The organism is Streptomyces sp. BBFR51 (genome assembly GCF_044591655.1).
In the GTDB taxonomy this organism is placed as follows: Bacteria; Actinomycetota; Actinomycetes; order Streptomycetales; family Streptomycetaceae; genus Streptomyces.
In genome coordinates, this window is the sequence record NZ_CP172448.1 from 4763718 (window position 1) to 4782789 (window position 19072).

Here is a 19072-nt window from a genome sequence, read left to right on the forward strand (position 1 = left end):
TTTCATAGTGTTTCGGTGGTCATAGCGTAGGGGAAACGCCCGGTTACATTTCGAACCCGGAAGCTAAGCCTTACAGCGCCGATGGTACTGCAGGGGGGACCCTGTGGGAGAGTAGGACGCCGCCGAACAATCATTGCGAGAAAACCCCGCACCGGGAACGGTGCGGGGTTTTCTGCGTTTAGGGTCTTCGTATGCGCTACGACTTGGTTATCTTCGACAACGACGGCGTCCTCGTCGACAGTGAGCCGATCTCCAATCGGCTGCTCGCCGGCTATCTCACCGAGCTGGGGCACCCGACGTCCTACGAGGACTCCCTCAGGGACTACATGGGCGGCGCGATGCACCGCGTCCATGACCTCGTCCTGGAGCGGACGGGGCGGCGGCTGCCCGAGGACTTCGACGACGTCTTCCACGAGCGCGTGTTCGCCGCCTTCGAACGTGATCTGGAGCCCGTTCACGGAGCTGTCGGCGTGCTGGAGAAGCTCGCCGCGGACGGGGTGGCGTACTGCGTGGCCTCCTCCGGGAGTCACGAGCGGATCCGGGTGGGGCATCGGAAGGCCGGGCTTGACCGGTGGTTCGACGACGGGCGGATCTTCAGTTCGCAGGACGTGGGGCGCGGCAAGCCGGCGCCGGACCTGTTTCTGCACGCGGCCGGGCGGATGGGTGTGGCGCCGGAGCGGTGTGCCGTCGTCGAGGACAGTCCGCTCGGTGTGCAGGCCGCGGTCGCCGCCGGGATGGACGTGTACGGGTTCACCGCGATGACGTCGGCCGCGAAGCTCGCCGGAGCCACCCGACTCTTCGCGGACATGGGGGAGTTGGCCGACCTGCTCGTGCGCTGACGGCTGACATTTGTCATGCGTGGCTCTGGACGGTTGTTTCTACTGGAGGACCCCGCTCTGCCGCGAAGCTGAGTGCATGACCAAGCCTCGTAAGTCTCGTACCTTCGTGTCGCTGCTCCTGGACGTGGGAGTACCCGTCGGGTCGTACTACCTGTTCAAGGGTGCGTTCGGGATGAGTGCCGTCGCGGCGCTGGGGTGGAGCAGTGTGGTGCCCGTGCTGCGGACCGGGTGGGGGCTGCTCAGGCAGCGGGAGGTGAACGCGCTTCCTCTGCTGATCCTGCTGGCCAACCTGGTCGGGCTGCTCCTCAGCTTCGGGACGGGGGACGCCCGGCTGATGCTGGTCAAGGACAGTGCGGTCGGGAGCCTGGTCGGGTTCGCGCTGCTGGGTTCCGTGGTCCTGGGGCGGCCGATGATGACGGCGACGCTCAAGCCGTGGCTGGTCAAGGGGGACGCGGGACGGGAGGCGGCCTGGGGGAGGCTGGGGCGGGAGTCGGTGGCGTTCCGGCGGGCGGAGTCGCTGTTCTCCGCGGTGTGGGGTGTCGCCTTCGTCGCCGAGTGTGCGCTGCGGGTCGTGGGGGTCTACACGTTTCCGGTCGACACGATGGTCTGGCTCGGGACGGTCGTCATGGTCCTCACGATGGTGCTCGCCTTCGTGGTGAGTGGTGCGCTGGGGGCAGGGCCCATGGCCCACATGGTCGGAGCCGCCGCTGCTGCGGATCGTGCTCCCGAGAGTGTCACCGCCGGCCTCGAAGCTGAGAAGAATTCATCTTTGGCTGGATCTACCCACGGGTAAGCCGGGGCTCTACGCTCGCCGCCATGACTGATGTGCTGCGGCGCGGCAGGGCCTCGCTCGCGTTCGGCTTCTTCGCCCAGGGGGTCGCGTTCGCGCTGTTGGTGACGCGTATCCCGGCCATCCAGGACCGGTACGGCGTTTCCGACGCGCTGCTGCCGGTCTTCCTCGCCGCCGTGCCGATCCTGGCCGGCGTCGGGAGTGTGGTGACCGAGCGTCTGGTGCGCCGGGTGCGTCCGAGCCGGCTGCTGCGGTGGTCCCAGCCCGTGGTGCTCCTGGCGCTGCTCGGGGTCGGGGCGGGGGACCGGGTGGCGCTGCTGACTGTGTCACTGGCCGTCTTCGGGCTGGCCGTGGGTGCGCTGGACGCCTCGATGAACATGCTCGGGGTGAGCCTGCAACGGGCGTACGGGCGCAGCATCATGCTGGGGTTTCACGCGGCGTACAGCCTCGGCGGGATCTTGGGGGCCTCGCTGGCGTGGGCGGGCGCGCACTGGGATCTGGCGCTGTGGGTGTCGTATCTGCCGGTGGTCGTCGTGCTGATGCCGGCCGCGATGGTGGGGAGCCGGTGGTACGTCGACGCGGCGGGCGCCGGTGAGGTCGAGGGGACGACGGAGGCGCCGCGGAAGGGTGAGGGCGGCGCGGGAGTCGGCTTCAAGGTGCTGTTGCCGCTGTGCCTGGTGATGACGTTCGCGTACATCGGGGACTCCACCGTCTCCAACTGGAGCGCGAAGTACTTGCAGGACGTGCTGGGGAGTTCGGAGCAGCTGGCCACCGTGCCGTACAACGTCTACATGGTGACCACGCTGGTGGGGCGGGCCGTCGGGGATTTCGGGGTGCGGCGGTTCGGTGCCGTGGCGGTGGTGCGGGGTGGCGCTGTCGTCGCGGCGGGCGGGTTCGCCGTGGTGGCGTCGGCGCCGGGGGCCTGGGTGGGGATGCTCGGGTTCACGCTGCTGGGTCTTGGACTGTGTGTGCTGGTACCGCAGACGTTCGCGGCGGCGGGGCGGCTGGCGGCGGAGCGGGACGGTCGTCCGGGGGCGTCCGACGCGGCGGTGGCGCGGCTCAACGTGTTCAACTACGTCGGCTTCCTGATCGGTTCGCCGTTGGTGGGGGCGCTCGGGGACGCCTGGAGCTATCGCGGGGCGATGCTCGTACCGATGGTGTTGGTGCTGGTGACGGTCGTGTACGCCAGGTCGTTCGAGGCTCAACCGGACCGATACGGTGGCGGGCATGAGCGGCCGCGCACAGCTGATGTGGGACGAGGCAGTAACGGGCTATGACTTCGGTCCGGAGCATCCGATGGATCCGGTCCGGCTCGCCCTGACGCGAAGTCTGGTCGGCGCCCTCGGGCTCGACCGGGAGGTGGAGGTCGTCGCGGCGCGCCCGGCCGGCGAGTCGACGCTGCGGCTGGTCCACCGGGGGGACTACATCGACGCGGTGAAGGCGGCGTCGGCGAATCCGCGTGCGGCGGACGGGTCGTACGGGCTCGGCACGATCGACGACCCGGCCTTCGCGGGGATGCACGAGGTGTCCGCGCTGATCGCCGGGCAGTCGGTGGGGGCGGCGGAGGCGGTGTGGCGCGGGGACGCGCCGCACGCGGTGAACTTCGCGGGCGGGCTGCACCACGCGATGCCGGGCGCGGCGTCCGGGTTCTGCGTGTACAACGACGCGGCGCTGGCGATCGCGCGGCTGCTGGAGCTGGGGGCCGAGCGGGTCGCGTATGTGGATGTGGACGTGCATCACGGGGACGGGGTGCAGGCGGCGTTCTGGGAGGACCCGCGGGTTCTGACGGTGTCGCTGCACGAGCATCCGGCGACGCTGTTCCCGCAGACCGGGTGGCCGGAGGAGACCGGGGCCGACTGCGCGGAGGGCTCGGCGGTGAATGTCGCGTTGCCGGCGGGCACCGGGGACGCGGGGTGGGTGCGGGCGTTCCACGCGGTGGTGCCGGAGGTGCTCGCGCAGTTCCGGCCGCAGGTGCTGGTGACGCAGCACGGGGCGGATACGCACTTCGAGGATCCGCTGGCGCATCTCGCGGTGTCGCTGGACGCACAGCGGGCGGTGCAGGTGGCGTGTCATGAGCTGGCGCACGAGTACGCCGGGGGGCGGTGGGTGGCGCTCGGCGGGGGTGGATATGCCGTGGTGGAGGTGGTGCCGCGGTCGTGGACGCATCTGGTGGGGATCGCGGCGGGGCGGCCGGTGGAGCCGGAGACGGTGATTCCCGAGGGGTGGCGGCAGGAGGTGTTCGCGCGAACGCGGGAGCTGGGGCCGCAGCGGATGACCGATGGGCGGTGGCCGGTGTCGTGGGCCTCGTGGGAGGCGGGGTACGACCCTGCGGATCGGTTGGATCAGGCAGTGCGGGCGGCTCGGCGGGCGGCGTTTCCGCTGCGGGGGCTGTTGGCCTGACGGTGTGCCGCCTCGCCTTTGCGGTGAACCGGCGTTGCGGTGAACCGGCGTTGCGGTGGGCCGGGGGGTGGGTCGCGCTGCCCGGCGCTTACGGGGGCGCCGCCTGCGCCCACCCGTGCCGCCTGGGGGTACCTCCCGGGCCGTTCAGGCACTGGGGGAGGCACGACTGCCCGCGGCTGGGATGGGATCGGGGGCGGGCGACTGCCGGCAGCTGGGCGGGGGGCGACTGCCCGCAGCTTGGGTGGGGGCGACTGCCCGCAGCTGGGTGGGGGAGCGGGTGTTACGCCGACCGTGCGGGGATTCTTCCGTTTTCTGTTCCGCTTGCCGGGAGATCCGGCAGCATCGGAGGGGTGTTGACCCGTGGAGCTCTTCGGGCTCATCTTCTGGATGTCCGGCTTGCCGGGGTGGTGGCCACCTCTCGGGAGGTGAGTCTGCGGAGTTATCGGCTGTTCGCCGCCCGGGATCCGCGGGTGCTGATCGGGATCGACCCGGCGGGGGACTGGGGGCAGCGGGAGCTGCTCGGGCTGATGGCGGACAGGTGCGGGGTTTCGGCCGATCCGCGTGACACCTCGGGCCAGGACGTGATCGACCCCGATCGGACGCTCGCGGCCCTGGACGCCTTCGCGGGCCGGCTCGCCGCGGTTGCCCGGCGTCGCGCTCCGGTGCTCCTCGGCACCGGGCATCCGCATCGACTGCTCGGTTTCTACGTCGCCTTGGCCGAGGCGCTGTCGGCGGCGGGATGTGCCGTCCTCACCCCGGCGAAGGGTCGCTGTGTCGACATAACGACCCGGTTCGGTCTACGCACGCACAACCTCGACTACGTCCGGGGAGTCGCGTTGGTGCGGGAACCCGACGCCGGGCGCGCCGGTGGTGAGCCCGGCGCGCACACGCACTCGCCGCTGCCGGTTCGGGTCGCGCTGGCCGCCGCGGCCGAGCGGGGCGGGCCGCTGCCCGAGCTGGTGATCGGGGATCACGGCTGGGTCTGCGGAGCAGGTCAGCTGGGGTTCGAGGCCATCGGTCCGGCCGATACGGATGATCCCGCGCTCTTCGTCGGGGAGGCCGAGGGGTTCGTGTCCGTCGCCGTTCCACTTGATGACGCTGTGCGGTCTGAGTACTACCGGCCGCTTACCCGCTACGTACTCAATCGGGCGTGTCTGTCACGGTAGGGAAGCGATGGGTGCACCTCTTCCCCATTCGCATCACCCGCCCCTACATTGGGGAGTGAGCACGCAACGACGAAGAGTCACCGGAAGGGGAAGCCGGTGGCCGTCGAGTGCGGAAGGTTCAGGTGTGTCATGGCTGCAGCTGGCGAAAGGCCTCTGAACGAGGTTCAGTTCCTTACCGTGGCGGAGGTCGCCTCGGTGATGCGCGTGTCCAAGATGACCGTGTACCGGTTGGTGCACAGCGGTCATCTGCCCGCGATCCGGGTGGGACGGTCGTTCCGCGTCCCGGAGCAAGCGGTTCACGAGTACCTCCGCGAGAGCTACGTGGGGGTGGAAACGGCCTGACGGGCCTCGATTACGAGCTCAGCGCTCGGACCGGTAGGCTGGCCCCTCGTAGGTCGTGTGGGCCCATGGCGCTCACCAACCGAGTGATGAGAAGTGAGCGAGGATAGTCGTGGGCTCTGTTATCAAGAAGCGGCGCAAGCGGATGGCCAAGAAGAAGCACCGCAAGCTGCTGAAGCGCACGCGCGTTCAGCGTCGCAACAAGAAGTAGGCGACGCTGCGCCGTCAGCGTGTTCTGTGGCCCCCCACCGCATCCGGTGGGGGGCCACAGTCGTTCGGCCGCGATTTTTCGTCACGTGCCGCGTCCGGCGGTCATCACGGCGCAACACCTACCGGCTAAGTTGGGCCGCAGGCGGGGAACGCGGCAGGCTGTGGTGCAGGCGGAAGGAAGGCGCTGATCTTGGGCAAGGTCGTGCTCGTGACCGGAGTGGCCCGGCAGCTGGGCGGCCGGTTCGTCCGGCGCATCCAGCGTGATCCCGACGTGGACCGGGTCGTCGGCGTGGACGCCGTCGCGCCGGAGCACCATCTGGGCGGCGCGGACTTCGTGCAGGCGGACATCCGGCAGTCCGCCATCGGGCGGGTGCTCGCCCAGACCCGGGCCGACACGGTCGTCCACCTTGACGTGACGGGCACGCCGCTGGGCAGCGGCAGCCGAACGTCGGTCAAGGAGACCAACGTCATCGGCACGATGCAGCTGCTCGGCGCCTGCCAGAAGTCGCCGACCGTGCGGCGGCTGGTGGTGAAGTCCAGTACCAACGTCTACGGGTCCGCGCCGCGCGACCCGGCCGTCTGCACGGAGACCACGGCGCCCAAGTCCCTGCCCAGCGGCGGCTTCGCCAAGGACGCGGTCGAGGTCGAGGGGTATGTGCGGGGCTTCGCGCGCCGTCGGCCGGACGTCGCGGTGACCGTGCTGCGGTTCGCCAACATCCTCGGCCCGGCCGCGGACACGCCGCTCGCCTCGTACTTCGCACTGCCGGTGCTGCCGACGGTGTTCGGCTACGACCCGCGGCTGCAGTTCGTGCACGAGGACGACGTGATCGAGGTGCTGCGGGTCTCCTCGCACGAGGCCCGGCGGGGCACGCTGAACAGCGGGACCTTCAACATCGCCGGGGACGGTGTCCTGACGCTCTCCCAGTGCTCGCGCCGCCTCGGCCGCCCCACGGTGCCGTTGCTGCTGCCGGCGGTCACCTGGGCGGGCTCGCTCGTGCGTACGCTGGGGATGACGGACTTCTCCCCCGAGCAGATCCGGCTGCTCACCCATGGGCGGGTGGTGGACACCACGCAGATGCGCGAGACGCTGGGTTTTCGGCCGAAGTACTCGACGGCCGGGGCGTTCGCGGACTTCGCGCGCGGCCGCGGTGCCGGGCTGCTGCCGCCCGAGGCCCTCGCGGGGGCCGTCGACCGGATCGCGGAGCTGTCCCTGCGGGGCAGCGGCCACCTCCCGACGCAGAGCGCCAACTGAGGAGCGCATCAACGATGGCGGACGCCAAGGTCATTCCGTTCGACGACGACCGGTCGAGGGGGAGCGGTGCGGGCGGCGGGAGCGGCGGCGGTGCGGCACCGCGCCCGGCGCGGCGTCGCGGTGCGGGCAGCCGGCGCAAGGGTGCGGCCGATCCGGCGTCGGTGGGCGAGGTGCAGCCGCTGCCCGTGCGGGGGGCCGCCGGGGAGAAGGACGACCCCGTGCCGCCCGGGTCGCGCGAGTCGCCCAAGTCACCCGGGGCGCCCGGGTCGCAGTCGCGGGCCGGGGGTGGCGGCGACGAGGACGGCGGCCTGGAGCGGCGTATCGCGGGCGGCCTGTCCTTCCTGCGTCGCCGGCTCACCGGGGACTACGAGGTCGACGACTTCGGCTTCGACGCCGAGCTGACCGACCAGGTGCTGATGTCCCTGCTCCGCCCGGTGTACGAGAAGTACTTCCGGGTCGAGGTGAAGGGCGTGGAGAACATCCCCGCCGAGGGCGGTGCGCTGATCGTCGCCAACCACTCCGGGACGCTGCCGCTGGACGGGCTGATGATGCAGGTCGCCGTGCACGACCACCATCCGGCCGACCGGCATCTGCGGCTGCTGGCGGCGGACCTGGTGTTCGTGCTGCCGGTGGTCAACGAGCTGGCCCGCAAGCTCGGTCACACGCTGGCCTGCGCGGAGGACGCCGAACGGCTGCTCGGTCAGGGCGAGCTGGTCGGCGTGATGCCGGAGGGCTTCAAGGGCGTCGGCAAGCCGTTCGGCGAGCGCTACAAGCTCCAGCGCTTCGGGCGGGGCGGCTTCGTGTCCACGGCGCTGCGGCAGGGTGCGCCGATCGTTCCGTGCTCGATCGTCGGGGCGGAGGAGATCTACCCGATGATCGGCAACTCCAAGACCTTGGCACGGCTGCTGGGCTTCCCGTACTTCCCGCTCACGCCGACCTTCCCGTGGCTGGGACCGCTGGGCGCGGTGCCCCTGCCGACGAAGTGGACGATCCAGTTCGGCGAGCCCATCCCGACGGACGGCTACGCACCGGAGGCGGCCGAGGATCCGGTGCTCATGTTCAACCTGACCGACCAGGTGAGGGAGCAGATCCAGCACACGCTCTACAAGTTGCTGGTGCAGCGGCGGTCGGTGTTCTTCTGACGGGCCATGCGGTACGGCGGTGGGGCGCACCCGAAGCAAGGGGGCGCCCCACCGCCGTACGCACGTCGGCTCAGTCCGCGTCGTCCGCCTCGATGCCCAGGCCGGGCAGGAGGCCCGGGAGGAGGGGCGGGAGGGTGACGTCGGGCTCCGGGGGCGGGGTGTTGCCGCCCGTGGGCGGGGAGGCGGTGCCGGTGTGGTCCTTCGGCGGGTCGAGCAGGCCGCCGGTGCCGCCGCCGAGCAGGCCGTCGTCCTCGTGGCCGGAGTCGGCGGACTCGCTGGGCCGGTCGGTGCCGGTGCGCCCGCGTTCGGACGTGCCGTCGTCGCCGGTGCTGGGCGCGGACGAGTGACCGGAGCCGGGGGTGTCGGTGGTCGCCGAGCCGGAACCGCCCGGCCGGCCGCCGGTACCGCTGTCGTCGTCCTGGGCCGGCGGCTGCGGCAGCATGGACTGCAGCGGGGCGACGTCGTCCTCTATGGCGTCGAACACCGACGACACCTGCTCACTGACGTCCCCGAGCTGCACGGGCAGCCGATCGCGCAGTGCTCCCCAGGTCTCCCGGTGGGACCGGGAGAAGGCGGAGAGGGCCTGCATGGGGGCGAGCGAGTCGGGATCGTGGGCGTAGGCCGCGCTGAGCAGGCGGTGCCCCTCGGAGGCGTCGTGCCGCATGCCGGACAGGGCGCGTCGGACCTCGCCAAGGGACTCGTGGTCGAGGGGGCCGCTGCGGCCGCGCTCCATCAGCCTGCGTGCTTCGCTGAACCGGGTCGAGGCGAGGTCCAGGTAGGCCCGGCCGCGCTCGTCGTTGCCGTCGGCGAGGCCGAGGCGGAAGTCCTCTATGCCGCGCTTGAGGCCGTACAGCGAGTCCCCGGGCAGGGCGTCCGAACTGGCGGCGGCGACTCCGCCGAAGGCTCCGGCGGCCACGCTCACGCTCAGTCCGCCCGCGGTGAGGCCCTTGGCCAGCCGCGAGCGGGGCCGGAACCTCGCCGCGCGGTGGGTGCCACGCGCCCGGCGCTGCTCGGGTACCGAACGGTCCGCCGCCCCGCCGCCCGCGGTGCCCTCCTGCAGCATGGCCTCGAAGGCGGCCACGAGCTGGGCCCGCTGGACGACCTTGACCTCGGGATCCAGCTGGGGCCGGGGCAGCGTCCCCAGACCGTTGGCGAGGGTCACCAGACGACCCTGCTCGGTCGGTTCCGCGGTGGCCCCGGCGGTTGCCGGTCCTCCGGACTGCTCGGCCGCCGCCCCGGGATCGGACTGCTCCTCCAGAGCCTGGGCGAAGGCGTTCGCCCGCCGGTGTGCCGATACGTTCGCGATCACTGGCGGCACCTCCTCTCGTCATCACGGTCGACTCCCCAGGGGGTCCTGAGGGTTGCACGCCCTGATCGGAACCATCCGATCGGGTGATCGGAGTCGGCCAGGGAGTGACCACAGGGAGCCTGCATCCGGCACAACGAGCGGCGCGGCACTTGGGTTACGGACGGCGGATGATCGGACCGCGGACCCAACCGACTTTCACCGAAGGTGATTTGGCGGATGCGGAGCGTTCTGGTGGGTTGGGGCACCCCGGGGGCGCCGGAGGGTCAGCGCGCGTCGTCCGGGAGCAGCCGGGCGAGGGTGCGCACGGCCCGGTACTGGAGCGTCTTGATGGCGCCCTCGTTCTTGCCCATGACGCGGGCGGTCTCGGCGACCGAGAGGCCCTGGAGGAAGCGCAGGGTCACGCACTCCTGCTGCTGCGGGTTGAGCCGCCGCACGGCCTCCAGCAGGGCGGCGTTGGAGAGTGATTCGAGGACGGAGTCCTCGGGGGAGCGCTCGACCTCGTTGGCGTCGAGCATCTCGCCGGTGGTGACCTCGAGGCGGAAGCGGCTGGACTTGAAGTGGTCGGCGACCAGGTTGCGGGCGATGGTCACCAGCCAGGCGCCGAAGTCGCGGCCCTGCCAGGTGAAGGTGCCGATGCGCCGCAGGGCGCGCAGGAACGTCTCGCTGGTGAGGTCCTCGGCGGTGGCCTTGCCCCCCACGCGGTAGTAGATGTAGCGGTACACGGTGTCGCTGTACTGGTCGTAGAGCCGGCCGAAGGCGTCGGCCTCGCCCGCCTGGGCCCGTTCGACCAGGTCCATCATGCGGGCGCTGTCGCTGTCCGCGGCGGGGCGGCGGTGGGTGGTGGCGGCGGCCCCGGACGAGGACGACCGCGCGCGTCTGCCGACGGCGGCGCTTCCTTCGGCCAGTGCGTAGCACGGACCGGCGGGCACGGCGGCCGCGGCGAGGGCGGGGACGGCATACGCGGTGGGGACGAAGCCGCGCAACAGGTCTTGGGCTGATTTGACCGTTGCGCGCAGCGTAGCCAGGCCCGAGGCGTCAACCCCGACGTGTGGGTACACGGGACTCCCAGAGGCAGAGCTTCCATCACGTGCAGTACGGAACCATTCACCCGTCGTAGCGAAGGTGGGGTACCGGAATGCGTCTGAGGAGAATAACGCTTCGTGCAGGCACTGCTACGCCCAGTTGCTCAAATCATCGATTACGTCGCTTCTGTGCCCGATTGACGCTCGATCAGGTGTGACGAAGTGATCGGTTGATGACCGGAACGGTTCGGATTCTTGGTAACTACAGAGCGTGTTGTGGCCGATGTGAGGAAAGGTGACTGGAGGGCGTGTCCCTGGGGTACGTCATCCCGATTGGGGCGAGGTCACCGGCGGCGGCGGTGCAGCGCGATGGCGGCCGCGGTGCCGCCGGCCACCGCGCCGACGCCCGCGGCCGCGGGGATGCCGACCTTGGCCGCCTTGCGGCCGGTGCGGTAGTCGCGCAGGCGCCACTCCAGCTCGCGGGCGTGCTTGCGCAGCTTGGAGTCCGGGTTGATCGCGTACGGGTGTCCGACCAGGGACAGCATCGGGATGTCGTTGTGGGAGTCGCTGTAGGCGGCGCAGCGGGACAGGTCCAGGGCCTCGGCGGTCGCCAGGGCCCGCACCGCCTCGGCCTTCGCGGGGCCGTGCAGCGGTTCGCCGACCAGCTTGCCGGTGTAGACGCCGCCGATGGACTCGGCCACCGTGCCGAGCGCGCCGGTCAGGCCGAGGCGGCGGGCGATCACCTGGGCGATCTCCACCGGGGCCGCGGTGACCAGCCAGACCTTCTGCCCGGCGTCCAGGTGGGCCTGGGCGAGGGCGCGGGTGCCGGGCCAGATCCGCTCGGCCATGTACTCGTCGTAGATCTCCTCGCCGATCGACTTCAGCTCGGAGACGCGGTGGCCCTTGACGATCGACAGCGCGGAGTCGCGGGCGTCCTGCATGTGCTCCGGGTCCTCGAGCCCGGCCAGCCGGAAGTACGCCTGCTGCCAGGCGAAGCGGGCGAGGTCGCGGGTCTCGAAGAACTTCCGCTTGTACAGGCCGCGGCCGAAGTGGAAGATCGCGGCGCCCTGCATCACGGTGTTGTCGAGGTCGAAGAAGGCGGCTGCCCTGTCGTCGCCGTGGACCGGGAACTCCGCTTCCGCGCCGGAGTCGGGGGCGGTCTCCTCCGCCGTCTGCGCGGACTTGCGGGCTGCCTCCGCCGAGGCCTCGCCTGCCAACACGCTCCGCGCCGTGGCGGAGCGCCTACGGGGAGTGAGCCATCGAAGAGCGGCCATGCCCGTGAGCATAGCCAGTTTGTTCGGAGGCTTCGGACTCGAGAGGTTCGCGGGCCGTGAACTCTGGGCGACCGTGTCGTTAAAGGGCCGCCCGCGGGGGTGGGCCGGCGGGCCGACCCGGCAGGCGGTCCGCCCGTCGCCGAGGGGTCGGCTTACGCGGGCCCGCGCGCGAGAATGGCCGGCATGAGTCCCCTCTTCCGCCGAAAGCCCGCGCAGACTTCGCAGGACCCCGGGGCTCCGCAGCCCGCGCAGCCCCCTGAGCACTCCGAGAACCATCTCGTCACCCTCATCCGCAAACCCGGCTGTCATCTGTGTGATGACGCACAGCTCGTCGTCGAGAAGGTCTGTGCCGACCTCGGTGTCCCCTGGGAGGGGAAGGACATCACCCAGGACCGCCAACTCCACGACGCGTACTGGGAGCAGATCCCGGTCGTGCTGGTCGACGGCAGGCAGCACACCTTCTGGCGTGTGAACGAGGAACGACTGCGCAAGGCACTGACCGACCAGTCCAAGTAGTCCGTATGGTCGCTTAGGATCGATGGCGACTTGGTCTCGGGGGCGTTGATCGTGAGGAGCGTGTGCGGCTTTGCCCTCGATGAGTGAGGAACGAGAGTCCGTATGCGCCGGTTCCCGTACCGTGCGCCGGGGGCGCGTGACCCCGGTCACGTTGGCCGGGCAAATCGGACACCATCTTTGTGCACGCGTTCACAAAGACATAGCCTGCATTCGACGGGGCGGTCATGTAGGGACGTATGACCGCCTACAGCCCCGCTCTACCCGCAGGAGCACCGTGGCAACTGGCCGAGCACACCGACCGGCGACCCGCAGCCGAGGGATTCCCGAGGCCACCGTCGCCAGGCTTCCGCTGTACCTCCGCGCGCTGACCGCGCTCTCCGAGCGCTCGGTGCCCACGGTCTCCTCCGAGGAGCTGGCGGCCGCGGCGGGAGTCAACTCCGCGAAGCTGCGCAAGGACTTCTCCTACCTCGGCTCCTACGGGACCCGGGGCGTCGGCTACGACGTCGAGTATCTCGTCTACCAGATCTCGCGTGAACTCGGCCTGACCCAGGACTGGCCGGTTGTGATCGTAGGAATCGGCAACCTCGGCGCCGCCCTCGCCAACTACGGCGGGTTCGCCTCCCGCGGATTCCGGGTCGCGGCCCTCATCGACGCCGATCCGGGGATGGCCGGAAAGCCCGTCGCCGGGATCCCGGTGCAGCACACCGACGAGCTGGAGAAGATCATCCAGGACGACGGTGTCTCGATCGGTGTGATCGCGACCCCCGCCGGTGCCGCCCAGCAGGTCTGCGAACGGCTCGTGGCCGCCGGTGTCACCTCCATCCTGAACTTCGCGCCGACCGTGCTGAACGTCCCCGAGGGCGTCGACGTGCGCAAGGTCGACCTCTCCATCGAGCTGCAGATCCTCGCCTTCCACGAGCAGCGCAAGGCCGGCGAGGAGGCCGCCGCCGACGGCGCGGTGCCGCCCGTCGCCGCCCGCAAGCAGCGGCACTCCACCGACCAGGGACCCGACGGGGACGTACCCGCCGTGATGCCGGCATGAGCCTCCTCGTCGTCGGGCTGAGCCACCGCAGCGCCCCCGTGAGCGTGCTGGAGCGGGCCTCCCTGAGCGTGGACGCGCAGCTCAAGCTGCTCCAGGACACGGTCGCCACCGAACCGGCCGCCGAGGCCGCGGTCCTGGCCACCTGCAACCGCATCGAGCTCTACGCCGACGTGGACAAGTTCCACGCCGGTGTCGCCGAGCTGTCCACGCTGCTGGCCCAGCACAGCGGGGTCGGCCTGGAGGAGCTCACTCCCCATCTCTACGTGCACTACGAGGACCGGGCCGTCCACCACCTGTTCTCGGTGGCGTGCGGGCTGGACTCGATGGTGGTCGGCGAGGGGCAGATCCTCGGCCAGATAAAGGACTCCCTGGCCCGTGCCCAGGACCTGCACACCGCCGGACGCCTGCTGAACGACCTGTTCCAGCAGGCGCTGCGCGTCGGCAAGCGCGCCCACTCCGAGACCGGCATCGACCGCGCCGGACAGTCCCTGGTCACCTTCGGCCTGGAGCAGCTGTCCGCCGGAGCCGACGTCCAGCAGTGGGCGCGGGGCAAGAAGGCGCTGGTCATCGGCGCCGGTTCGATGTCCTCGCTGGCCGCCGCGACGCTGGCGCGAGCCGGGGTCGCCGAGATCGTGGTCGCCAACCGCACCATCGAGCGCGCCGAGCGCCTCGCACAGATCCTTTCCGAGGGCGACGACACGGACGTGCTGGCCCGCGCGGTACCGATGGACGCGGTGCCGGGCGAGCTGACACGTGCCGACGTGGCCGTCTCCTGCACCGGCGCCACCGGACTGGTCCTCACGGCCGACTCCGTGGCGGCGACGGTCGCGGGCCGCACCGGCGCGCCCGCCGTCGAGGCCGACTCGGGCTCCGTCGGCGGCTCCGTCGGCGTACGCGACGAGCGGCAGGGTGCGGAAACGCCACTGCCGGGCGCGGGCGCCGACGAGAACTGCCCGCTGGACCTGTCGTCCGTGCCGTCCGGCTTCTCCGTCATGGGCGAGGCCGCCGTGGCTGGCATGGACGCGGCGACACTGGAGCAGCACGGCGCCTGGGCCGCCGGCGGTACGGCGGTGGACCGCACGCGCGAGGCCGGACGCCCCGGACCCGAGGCGGACGCCGAGCTGATCGACGCGCTCGCCGCGACGGCGACGCGCGTCGGCCGCATCCCCGAGCGCCGCCGCCCGGAGCCGGTCGCCGAGGTGCCGCGCCCGCAGCCCGTGCTCTTCCTCCTCGACCTCGCCATGCCGCGCGACGTCGACGCCGCCGTGCAGCGGCTGGCCGGGGTGCGCCTGGTGGACATCGAGTCGCTCGCCGACGCCTCGGCCACGGTGTCCAATCAGGGGACCGCGTCCGCGGGCCCGATGGCCGCCGACGTCGGCATGGTCCGCCGGATCGTCGCCGACGAGGTCGCGGCCTTCGGTGCCGCCCAGCGGGCCGCGCACATCACGCCGACCGTCGTCGCGCTGCGCAGCATGGCCGCGGACGTCGTGGCCGGCGAGATCGCCCGCCTCGAGGGGCGGCTGCCGGCGCTCGACGACAAGCACCGCGCCGAGATCACCCAGACCGTCAAGCGTGTGGTCGACAAGCTGCTGCACGCGCCGACGGTGCGGGTCAAGCAGCTCGCCGCCGAACCCGGCGGTGCCGGGTACGCGGACGCGCTGCGCACCCTGTTCGACCTCGACCAGGAGACGGTGGCCTCCGTCTCCCGCGCCGAGAACAGCACTGAGAAGAACCGAGGGCCGGCATGACTGAGAAGGCACTGAGGCTGGGGACCAGGCGAAGCAAACTCGCCATGGCCCAGTCCGGGCAGGTGGCGGACGCCGTGAGCCAGGTGACCGGTCGGCCCGTTGAGCTGGTCGAGATCACCACGTACGGCGACACGTCGCGCGAGCACCTGGCGCAGATCGGCGGCACGGGCGTGTTCGTCGCCGCGCTGCGCGACGCACTGCTGCGGGGAGAGGTGGACTTCGCGGTTCACTCGCTCAAGGACCTCCCCACCGCGGAGCACGAGGGCCTGGTGGTGGCCGCCGTACCGGAGCGCGAGGACCCGCGGGACGTGGTCGTCGCCCGGGACGCGCGCAAGCTGACGGACCTGCCGCGCGGGGCGCGGATAGGTACGGGCGCGCCGCGTCGCATGGCGCAGCTGAACGCGTACGCCCGCAGCCACGGGATGGAGATCGACACGGTCCCGATCCGGGGCAACGTCGACACGCGCATCGGATACGTCCGCAGCGGTGAGCTGGACGCGGTCGTCCTGGCCGCGGCCGGGCTGAACCGGGTGGGACGCATCGACGAGGTGACCGACTTCCTGTCGGTCGACACGGTTTTGCCGGCCCCCGGCCAGGGGGCACTGGCGATCGAGTGCGCGGCGGACAACGCCTCGCTGATCGCCGCGCTCGGCGAACTCGACGACCCGTTCACGCGGGTCGCCGTAACGGCCGAGCGGTCACTGCTCGCCGCCCTGGAGGCCGGCTGCAGCGCCCCGGTGGGCGCGCTGGCCGACCTCTTGGCCGACGGGCAGATTGTCAAGGAGATGCGCCTGCGCGGCGTCGTCGGCACGACCGACGGCTCGACGCTGGTGCAGCTGTCCACCACCGGTCCCGTGCCTGAAACGCACGAGGCGGCACTCGCACTCGGTCGCGAACTCGCCACCGAGATGCTCGCCCAGGGCGCGGCCGGTCTGATGGGGGAGCGAGCACATTGAGCCCCACCGCCTTTCCCGCCGGTCCGGAACACGGGCACGTCACCTTCCTCGGTGCCGGACCCGGAGATCCGGGACTACTGACTCTGCGCGCCGTGGAGGCGCTGTCCCACGCGGACGTACTGGTCGCCGAGCACGAGGTGCTCGACGTCGTACGCACGCATGCGAGGCAGGGCGTGTCCGAAGTGCACACGGATGCCGATCCGTCGGATCCGGGCACAGGCGCGCCCCAGCTGAAGGTAGTTGACGGAGCGTCAACGACCTCGGGCGTCCCCGCCGTGCGGGATGCCGCACATCTTGTCATGGAGGCCGCGCGGGGCGGCAGGCGGGTCGTGCGTGCGGTGACCGGGGACCCCGGGCTCGACGCGTACGCCGCCGAGGAGATGCTGGCGTGCGCCGCGGCCGGGGTGCCCTTCGAGGTCGTCCCCGGTATCGCGAACGCCGTCGGCGTGCCCGCGTACGCCGGTGTGCCGCTGCGCGACGCCGAGGGCGCCGACGTGCGGTTCGTGGACGCCCGTACGGCGTCGGACCGCTGTTGGACCGAGGTCGGCGCCTCCGACGGCACGGTGGTCGTGTCGACGACGCTGGACTCGGTCGCGGCGGCCGCCGGCGAGCTGGTGTCGGCGGGCCGCAAGCCGGACACCCCGCTGACGGTGACGGTCGCCGGTACGACGACGAGGCAGCGCACCTGGACGGCGACCCTCGGCACGGTCGCCCAGACGCTGAAGCAGGCGAAGGTGCTGCCGTCCCCGGACGGCGGCCGCCCGGTGATAGCCGTGGTCGGCGAGCGCAGTGCCCCCGCCCGGCGCGACCAGCTGTCGTGGTTCGAGTCCAAGCCGCTGTTCGGCTGGAAGGTCCTCGTCCCGCGTACGAAGGAGCAGGCGGCGTCGCTCTCCGACCAGCTCAGGTCCTACGGCGCGGTCCCGCACGAGGTCCCGACCATCGCGGTCGAGCCGCCCCGCACCCCGCAGCAGATGGAGCGCGCGGTCAAGGGCCTGGTCACCGGCCGCTACGAGTGGATCGCGTTCACGTCGGTCAACGCGGTGAAGGCGGTCCGCGAGAAGTTCGAGGAGTACGGCCTCGACGCCCGCGCCTTCGCCGGCATCAAGGTCGCGGCAGTGGGCGAGCAGACGGCCAACGCCCTCATCGCCTTCGGCGTGAAGCCGGACCTGGTGCCGAGCGGCGAGCAGTCGGCGGCGGGCCTCCTGGAGGACTGGCCGCCCTACGACCCGGTCTTCGACCCGATCGACCGGGTCTTCCTCCCCCGCGCCGACATCGCCACCGAGACCCTCGTCGCCGGTCTCATCGAGCTGGGCTGGGAGGTCGACGACGTCACCGCCTACCGCACGGTGCGCGCGTCGCCGCCCCCGGCCACGACCCGGGAGGCCATCAAGGGCGGCGGCTTCGACGCGGTGCTCTTCACCTCGTCGTCCACGGTCCGCAACCTGGTCGGCATCGCGGGCAAGCCGCACAACGTCACGGTGATCGCCTGCATCGGCCCGGCCACGGCCAAGACCGCCGAGGAACACGGGCTGCGCGTCGACGTCATGGCTCCCGAGCCGTCCGTCCACAAGCTGGCCCAGGCCCTGGCCGACTTCGGCCTGCGCCGCCGCGCGGCGGCCCTGGAGGCGGGGGACCCGGTGACGCGGCCGAGCGAGCGGCGGCCGGGGGCGCGGAGACGGCGGTCCTCTACCTGAGGTGAGGCGGGGCGCTCCTGGTTCGGGGCGCCCCGTTGTCGTTGCGCGGCTCAGGTCGCGGAGGGCCAGTCCAGCACGGGTCAGCTCGGGCCACCGTTGACGCCAGCGGGCTGCCTTCGCCTCGTACACAGCGCGTGGTGCGAGGAGGGGGTTGGGGCGTACGACGAGTCCGAACACGTCGGAGAGCCCGTGCGGCGCGTAGACGCGCCACCGGCCGTCGGGCTCCAGCCGTACCCCGAGACGGCAGGTGGTGGCGGCGAAGCTGTCGATCGCTGCTTCCGTGGACGTGTGCGGGGCGCGGGCGACGCCGAACTTCGGCTCGTACCACAGATGGACTCGGGCCTCGTCACCCGGTCCTTCGCCTCCCACGACAGATCACGGTCGTCGACGTAGAAGACGTCGTAGTCCTTGATTCCGTCGGTGGGAGCCCGGCCCGTGACCGTGTTCCACGGCCGGTGCCGTCTTGGCCGAACACGCGGTGGGCGGCGCCGTCGAGCTCGGGGTTCAGGTCCGCTGACGCAGCCAGTGCGCGGTGTCGGCGTAGTCGAACTCGACGCGGGCCACGTCGGCCAGGGCGGGCGGAAGTCGGCGGTCGTCGTCGGGTGTCTCGGTCACGGGCGCACCGTAGCCGTCCGCCCTGACACCGGCCGGTGCAGGCCGGTCAGGTCCATGGGTGGCGCCGGTGGGAGGGGGCCGGGGCGGGACGGTGGGTGGGCCTGGAAGGACTGGAAGAGGTAGGTGAGGAGGCGGTGGGCGGCGGGGAGGGCGGTTTCGGGGGGTTGGGTGGCCAGGCCGCTTACCGCGAGGAGGAGGAGGGGGATGTCGGCGGGGGCGAAGTCCTCGCGGAGCTGGCCGGCGTCGCGGGCGCGCTGGATCAGGTGGGCCAGGCCCTCCTCGGCGCAGGCGCGTTCCCGGTCGTAGTCCAGTGCCTCGGGGAAGCCGGCCATGAACACGGTCTCGAAGCCGCGGTCCGTGACCAGGGTGGTGCACACCTTTTCCAGCAGGCCGTACAGGCCGTGGCCCGGGTTGGGGTCGGCCAGGGCGTCCTCCAGGGCGGCCGCGCACACGGCGAGCTGGTCGTCGAAGGCGGCGGTGACGAGTGCGGAGCGGGTGGGGAAGCGGCGGTAGAGGGTGGCCACGCCGACGCCGGCCCGGCGGGCGACCGCGCTCATGGGGGCGTCGACGCCCTGGGCGGCGAAGACCTCGCGTGCCGCCTCCAGGACGCGTTCGCGGTTGCGGCGGGCGTCGGCGCGCAGGTCCCGGTCCGGCGGAGCGTCCGCGGCGGGGTGCTCGGGGGGTTTGTGAGAGGGCTGATCAGGCATGTTTCTCACTTCCGGCCAAGTGGATGGTGTCGTCCACTTATGGGTCCAGCA

18 protein-coding genes, 1 rRNA gene and 1 pseudogene are annotated in these 19072 nt (G+C 71.5%); 15 read left to right on the forward strand and 5 right to left on the reverse strand.

Features of this window, described 5'->3' with window-relative positions; translation table 11 throughout:
* Positions 1–11: 11 nt before the first annotated feature.
* The 10 genes from rrf (at position 12) to ACGH7X_RS21840 (ending at position 8138) form a co-directional block, all read left to right on the forward strand.
* Positions 12–128: ribosomal RNA gene (gene rrf, locus ACGH7X_RS21795) — 5S ribosomal RNA — on the forward strand.
* 63 nt (positions 129–191) lie between these two features.
* Complete coding sequence (locus tag ACGH7X_RS21800) at positions 192–839, forward strand: HAD family hydrolase (RefSeq protein ID WP_399887075.1); 648 nt, start codon at positions 192–194, stop codon at positions 837–839.
* A gap of 76 nt (positions 840–915) precedes the next feature.
* A complete protein-coding gene (locus ACGH7X_RS21805) occupies positions 916–1632 on the forward strand; it encodes a VC0807 family protein (RefSeq protein ID WP_399887077.1) in 717 nt (238 codons plus the stop codon).
* Positions 1633–1655: 23 nt separating this feature from the next.
* On the forward strand, positions 1656–2906 hold the full coding sequence (locus tag ACGH7X_RS21810; protein WP_399887079.1) for an MFS transporter: 1251 nt from the start codon (positions 1656–1658) through the stop codon (positions 2904–2906).
* On the forward strand, positions 2857–4029 hold the full coding sequence (locus tag ACGH7X_RS21815) for an acetoin utilization protein AcuC (protein ID WP_399887080.1): 1173 nt from the start codon (positions 2857–2859) through the stop codon (positions 4027–4029). Before ACGH7X_RS21810 ends, ACGH7X_RS21815 begins: the two co-directional genes overlap by 50 nt.
* A 350-nt stretch (positions 4030–4379) precedes the next feature.
* Positions 4380–5195: a phosphatase gene (locus ACGH7X_RS21820; RefSeq protein ID WP_399887082.1), complete on the forward strand. Its 816-nt coding sequence runs from the start codon at positions 4380–4382 to the stop codon at positions 5193–5195.
* Between the two features lie 129 nt (positions 5196–5324).
* Positions 5325–5537, forward strand: a complete 213-nt coding sequence (locus ACGH7X_RS21825) for a helix-turn-helix domain-containing protein (protein WP_004984898.1) — start codon at positions 5325–5327, stop codon at positions 5535–5537.
* A 109-nt stretch (positions 5538–5646) separates the two neighbouring features.
* Positions 5647–5745, forward strand: coding sequence for a 30S ribosomal protein bS22 (locus ACGH7X_RS21830; RefSeq protein ID WP_003948845.1), 99 nt, complete (start codon positions 5647–5649; stop codon positions 5743–5745).
* 189 nt (positions 5746–5934) lie between these two features.
* The gene (locus tag ACGH7X_RS21835; RefSeq protein WP_399887084.1) at positions 5935–6996 is read left to right on the forward strand and encodes an NAD-dependent epimerase/dehydratase family protein; all 1062 of its coding nucleotides are present in this window, start codon (positions 5935–5937) and stop codon (positions 6994–6996) included.
* 14 nt (positions 6997–7010) lie between these two features.
* The gene (locus ACGH7X_RS21840) at positions 7011–8138 is read left to right on the forward strand and encodes a lysophospholipid acyltransferase family protein (protein WP_399887086.1); all 1128 of its coding nucleotides are present in this window, start codon (positions 7011–7013) and stop codon (positions 8136–8138) included.
* Between the two features lie 70 nt (positions 8139–8208).
* Here ACGH7X_RS21840 and ACGH7X_RS21845 read toward each other — a convergent pair whose 3' ends face one another.
* The 3 genes from ACGH7X_RS21845 to ACGH7X_RS21855 all read right to left on the reverse strand — a co-directional run bounded on the left by ACGH7X_RS21845 (position 8209) and on the right by ACGH7X_RS21855 (position 11743).
* The gene (locus tag ACGH7X_RS21845) at positions 8209–9447 is read right to left on the reverse strand and encodes a DUF5667 domain-containing protein (RefSeq protein WP_399887088.1); all 1239 of its coding nucleotides are present in this window, start codon (positions 9445–9447) and stop codon (positions 8209–8211) included.
* A gap of 263 nt (positions 9448–9710) precedes the next feature.
* A complete protein-coding gene (locus ACGH7X_RS21850; protein ID WP_164383732.1) occupies positions 9711–10505 on the reverse strand; it encodes an ECF subfamily RNA polymerase sigma factor, BldN family in 795 nt (264 codons plus the stop codon).
* A gap of 308 nt (positions 10506–10813) precedes the next feature.
* Positions 10814–11743, reverse strand: a complete 930-nt coding sequence (locus ACGH7X_RS21855; protein ID WP_399887090.1) for an HAD family hydrolase — start codon at positions 11741–11743, stop codon at positions 10814–10816.
* A 174-nt stretch (positions 11744–11917) separates the two neighbouring features.
* Here ACGH7X_RS21855 and ACGH7X_RS21860 point away from each other — a divergent pair, with 174 nt between their 5' ends.
* The 5 genes from ACGH7X_RS21860 (at position 11918) to ACGH7X_RS21880 (ending at position 17699) form a co-directional block, all read left to right on the forward strand.
* Positions 11918–12259, forward strand: a complete 342-nt coding sequence (locus ACGH7X_RS21860; RefSeq protein ID WP_399887092.1) for a glutaredoxin family protein — start codon at positions 11918–11920, stop codon at positions 12257–12259.
* Positions 12260–12533: 274 nt separating this feature from the next.
* Entirely contained in the window at positions 12534–13301 is a 768-nt protein-coding gene (locus ACGH7X_RS21865) for a redox-sensing transcriptional repressor Rex (RefSeq protein WP_399887094.1), read from the forward strand.
* On the forward strand, positions 13298–15049 hold the full coding sequence (locus ACGH7X_RS21870) for a glutamyl-tRNA reductase (RefSeq protein ID WP_399887096.1): 1752 nt from the start codon (positions 13298–13300) through the stop codon (positions 15047–15049). Before ACGH7X_RS21865 ends, ACGH7X_RS21870 begins: the two co-directional genes overlap by 4 nt.
* A complete protein-coding gene (gene hemC / locus ACGH7X_RS21875) occupies positions 15046–16005 on the forward strand; it encodes a hydroxymethylbilane synthase (RefSeq protein WP_399887098.1) in 960 nt (319 codons plus the stop codon). The genes ACGH7X_RS21870 and hemC overlap by 4 nt, the downstream gene beginning before the upstream one ends.
* A complete protein-coding gene (locus ACGH7X_RS21880) occupies positions 16002–17699 on the forward strand; it encodes a uroporphyrinogen-III synthase (protein WP_399887100.1) in 1698 nt (565 codons plus the stop codon). The genes hemC and ACGH7X_RS21880 overlap by 4 nt, the downstream gene beginning before the upstream one ends.
* 50 nt (positions 17700–17749) lie before the next feature.
* On the opposite strand, the pseudogene ACGH7X_RS21885 reads toward ACGH7X_RS21880, so the two are convergent.
* Together ACGH7X_RS21885 and ACGH7X_RS21890 are read right to left on the reverse strand one after the other, a co-directional pair.
* Positions 17750–18148, reverse strand: a pseudogene (locus ACGH7X_RS21885) (nucleotidyltransferase family protein); the annotation flags it as partial.
* 162 nt (positions 18149–18310) lie between these two features.
* Positions 18311–19021, reverse strand: a complete 711-nt coding sequence (locus ACGH7X_RS21890) for a TetR/AcrR family transcriptional regulator (protein WP_399887102.1) — start codon at positions 19019–19021, stop codon at positions 18311–18313.
* Between the last annotated feature and the right edge of the window lie 51 nt (positions 19022–19072).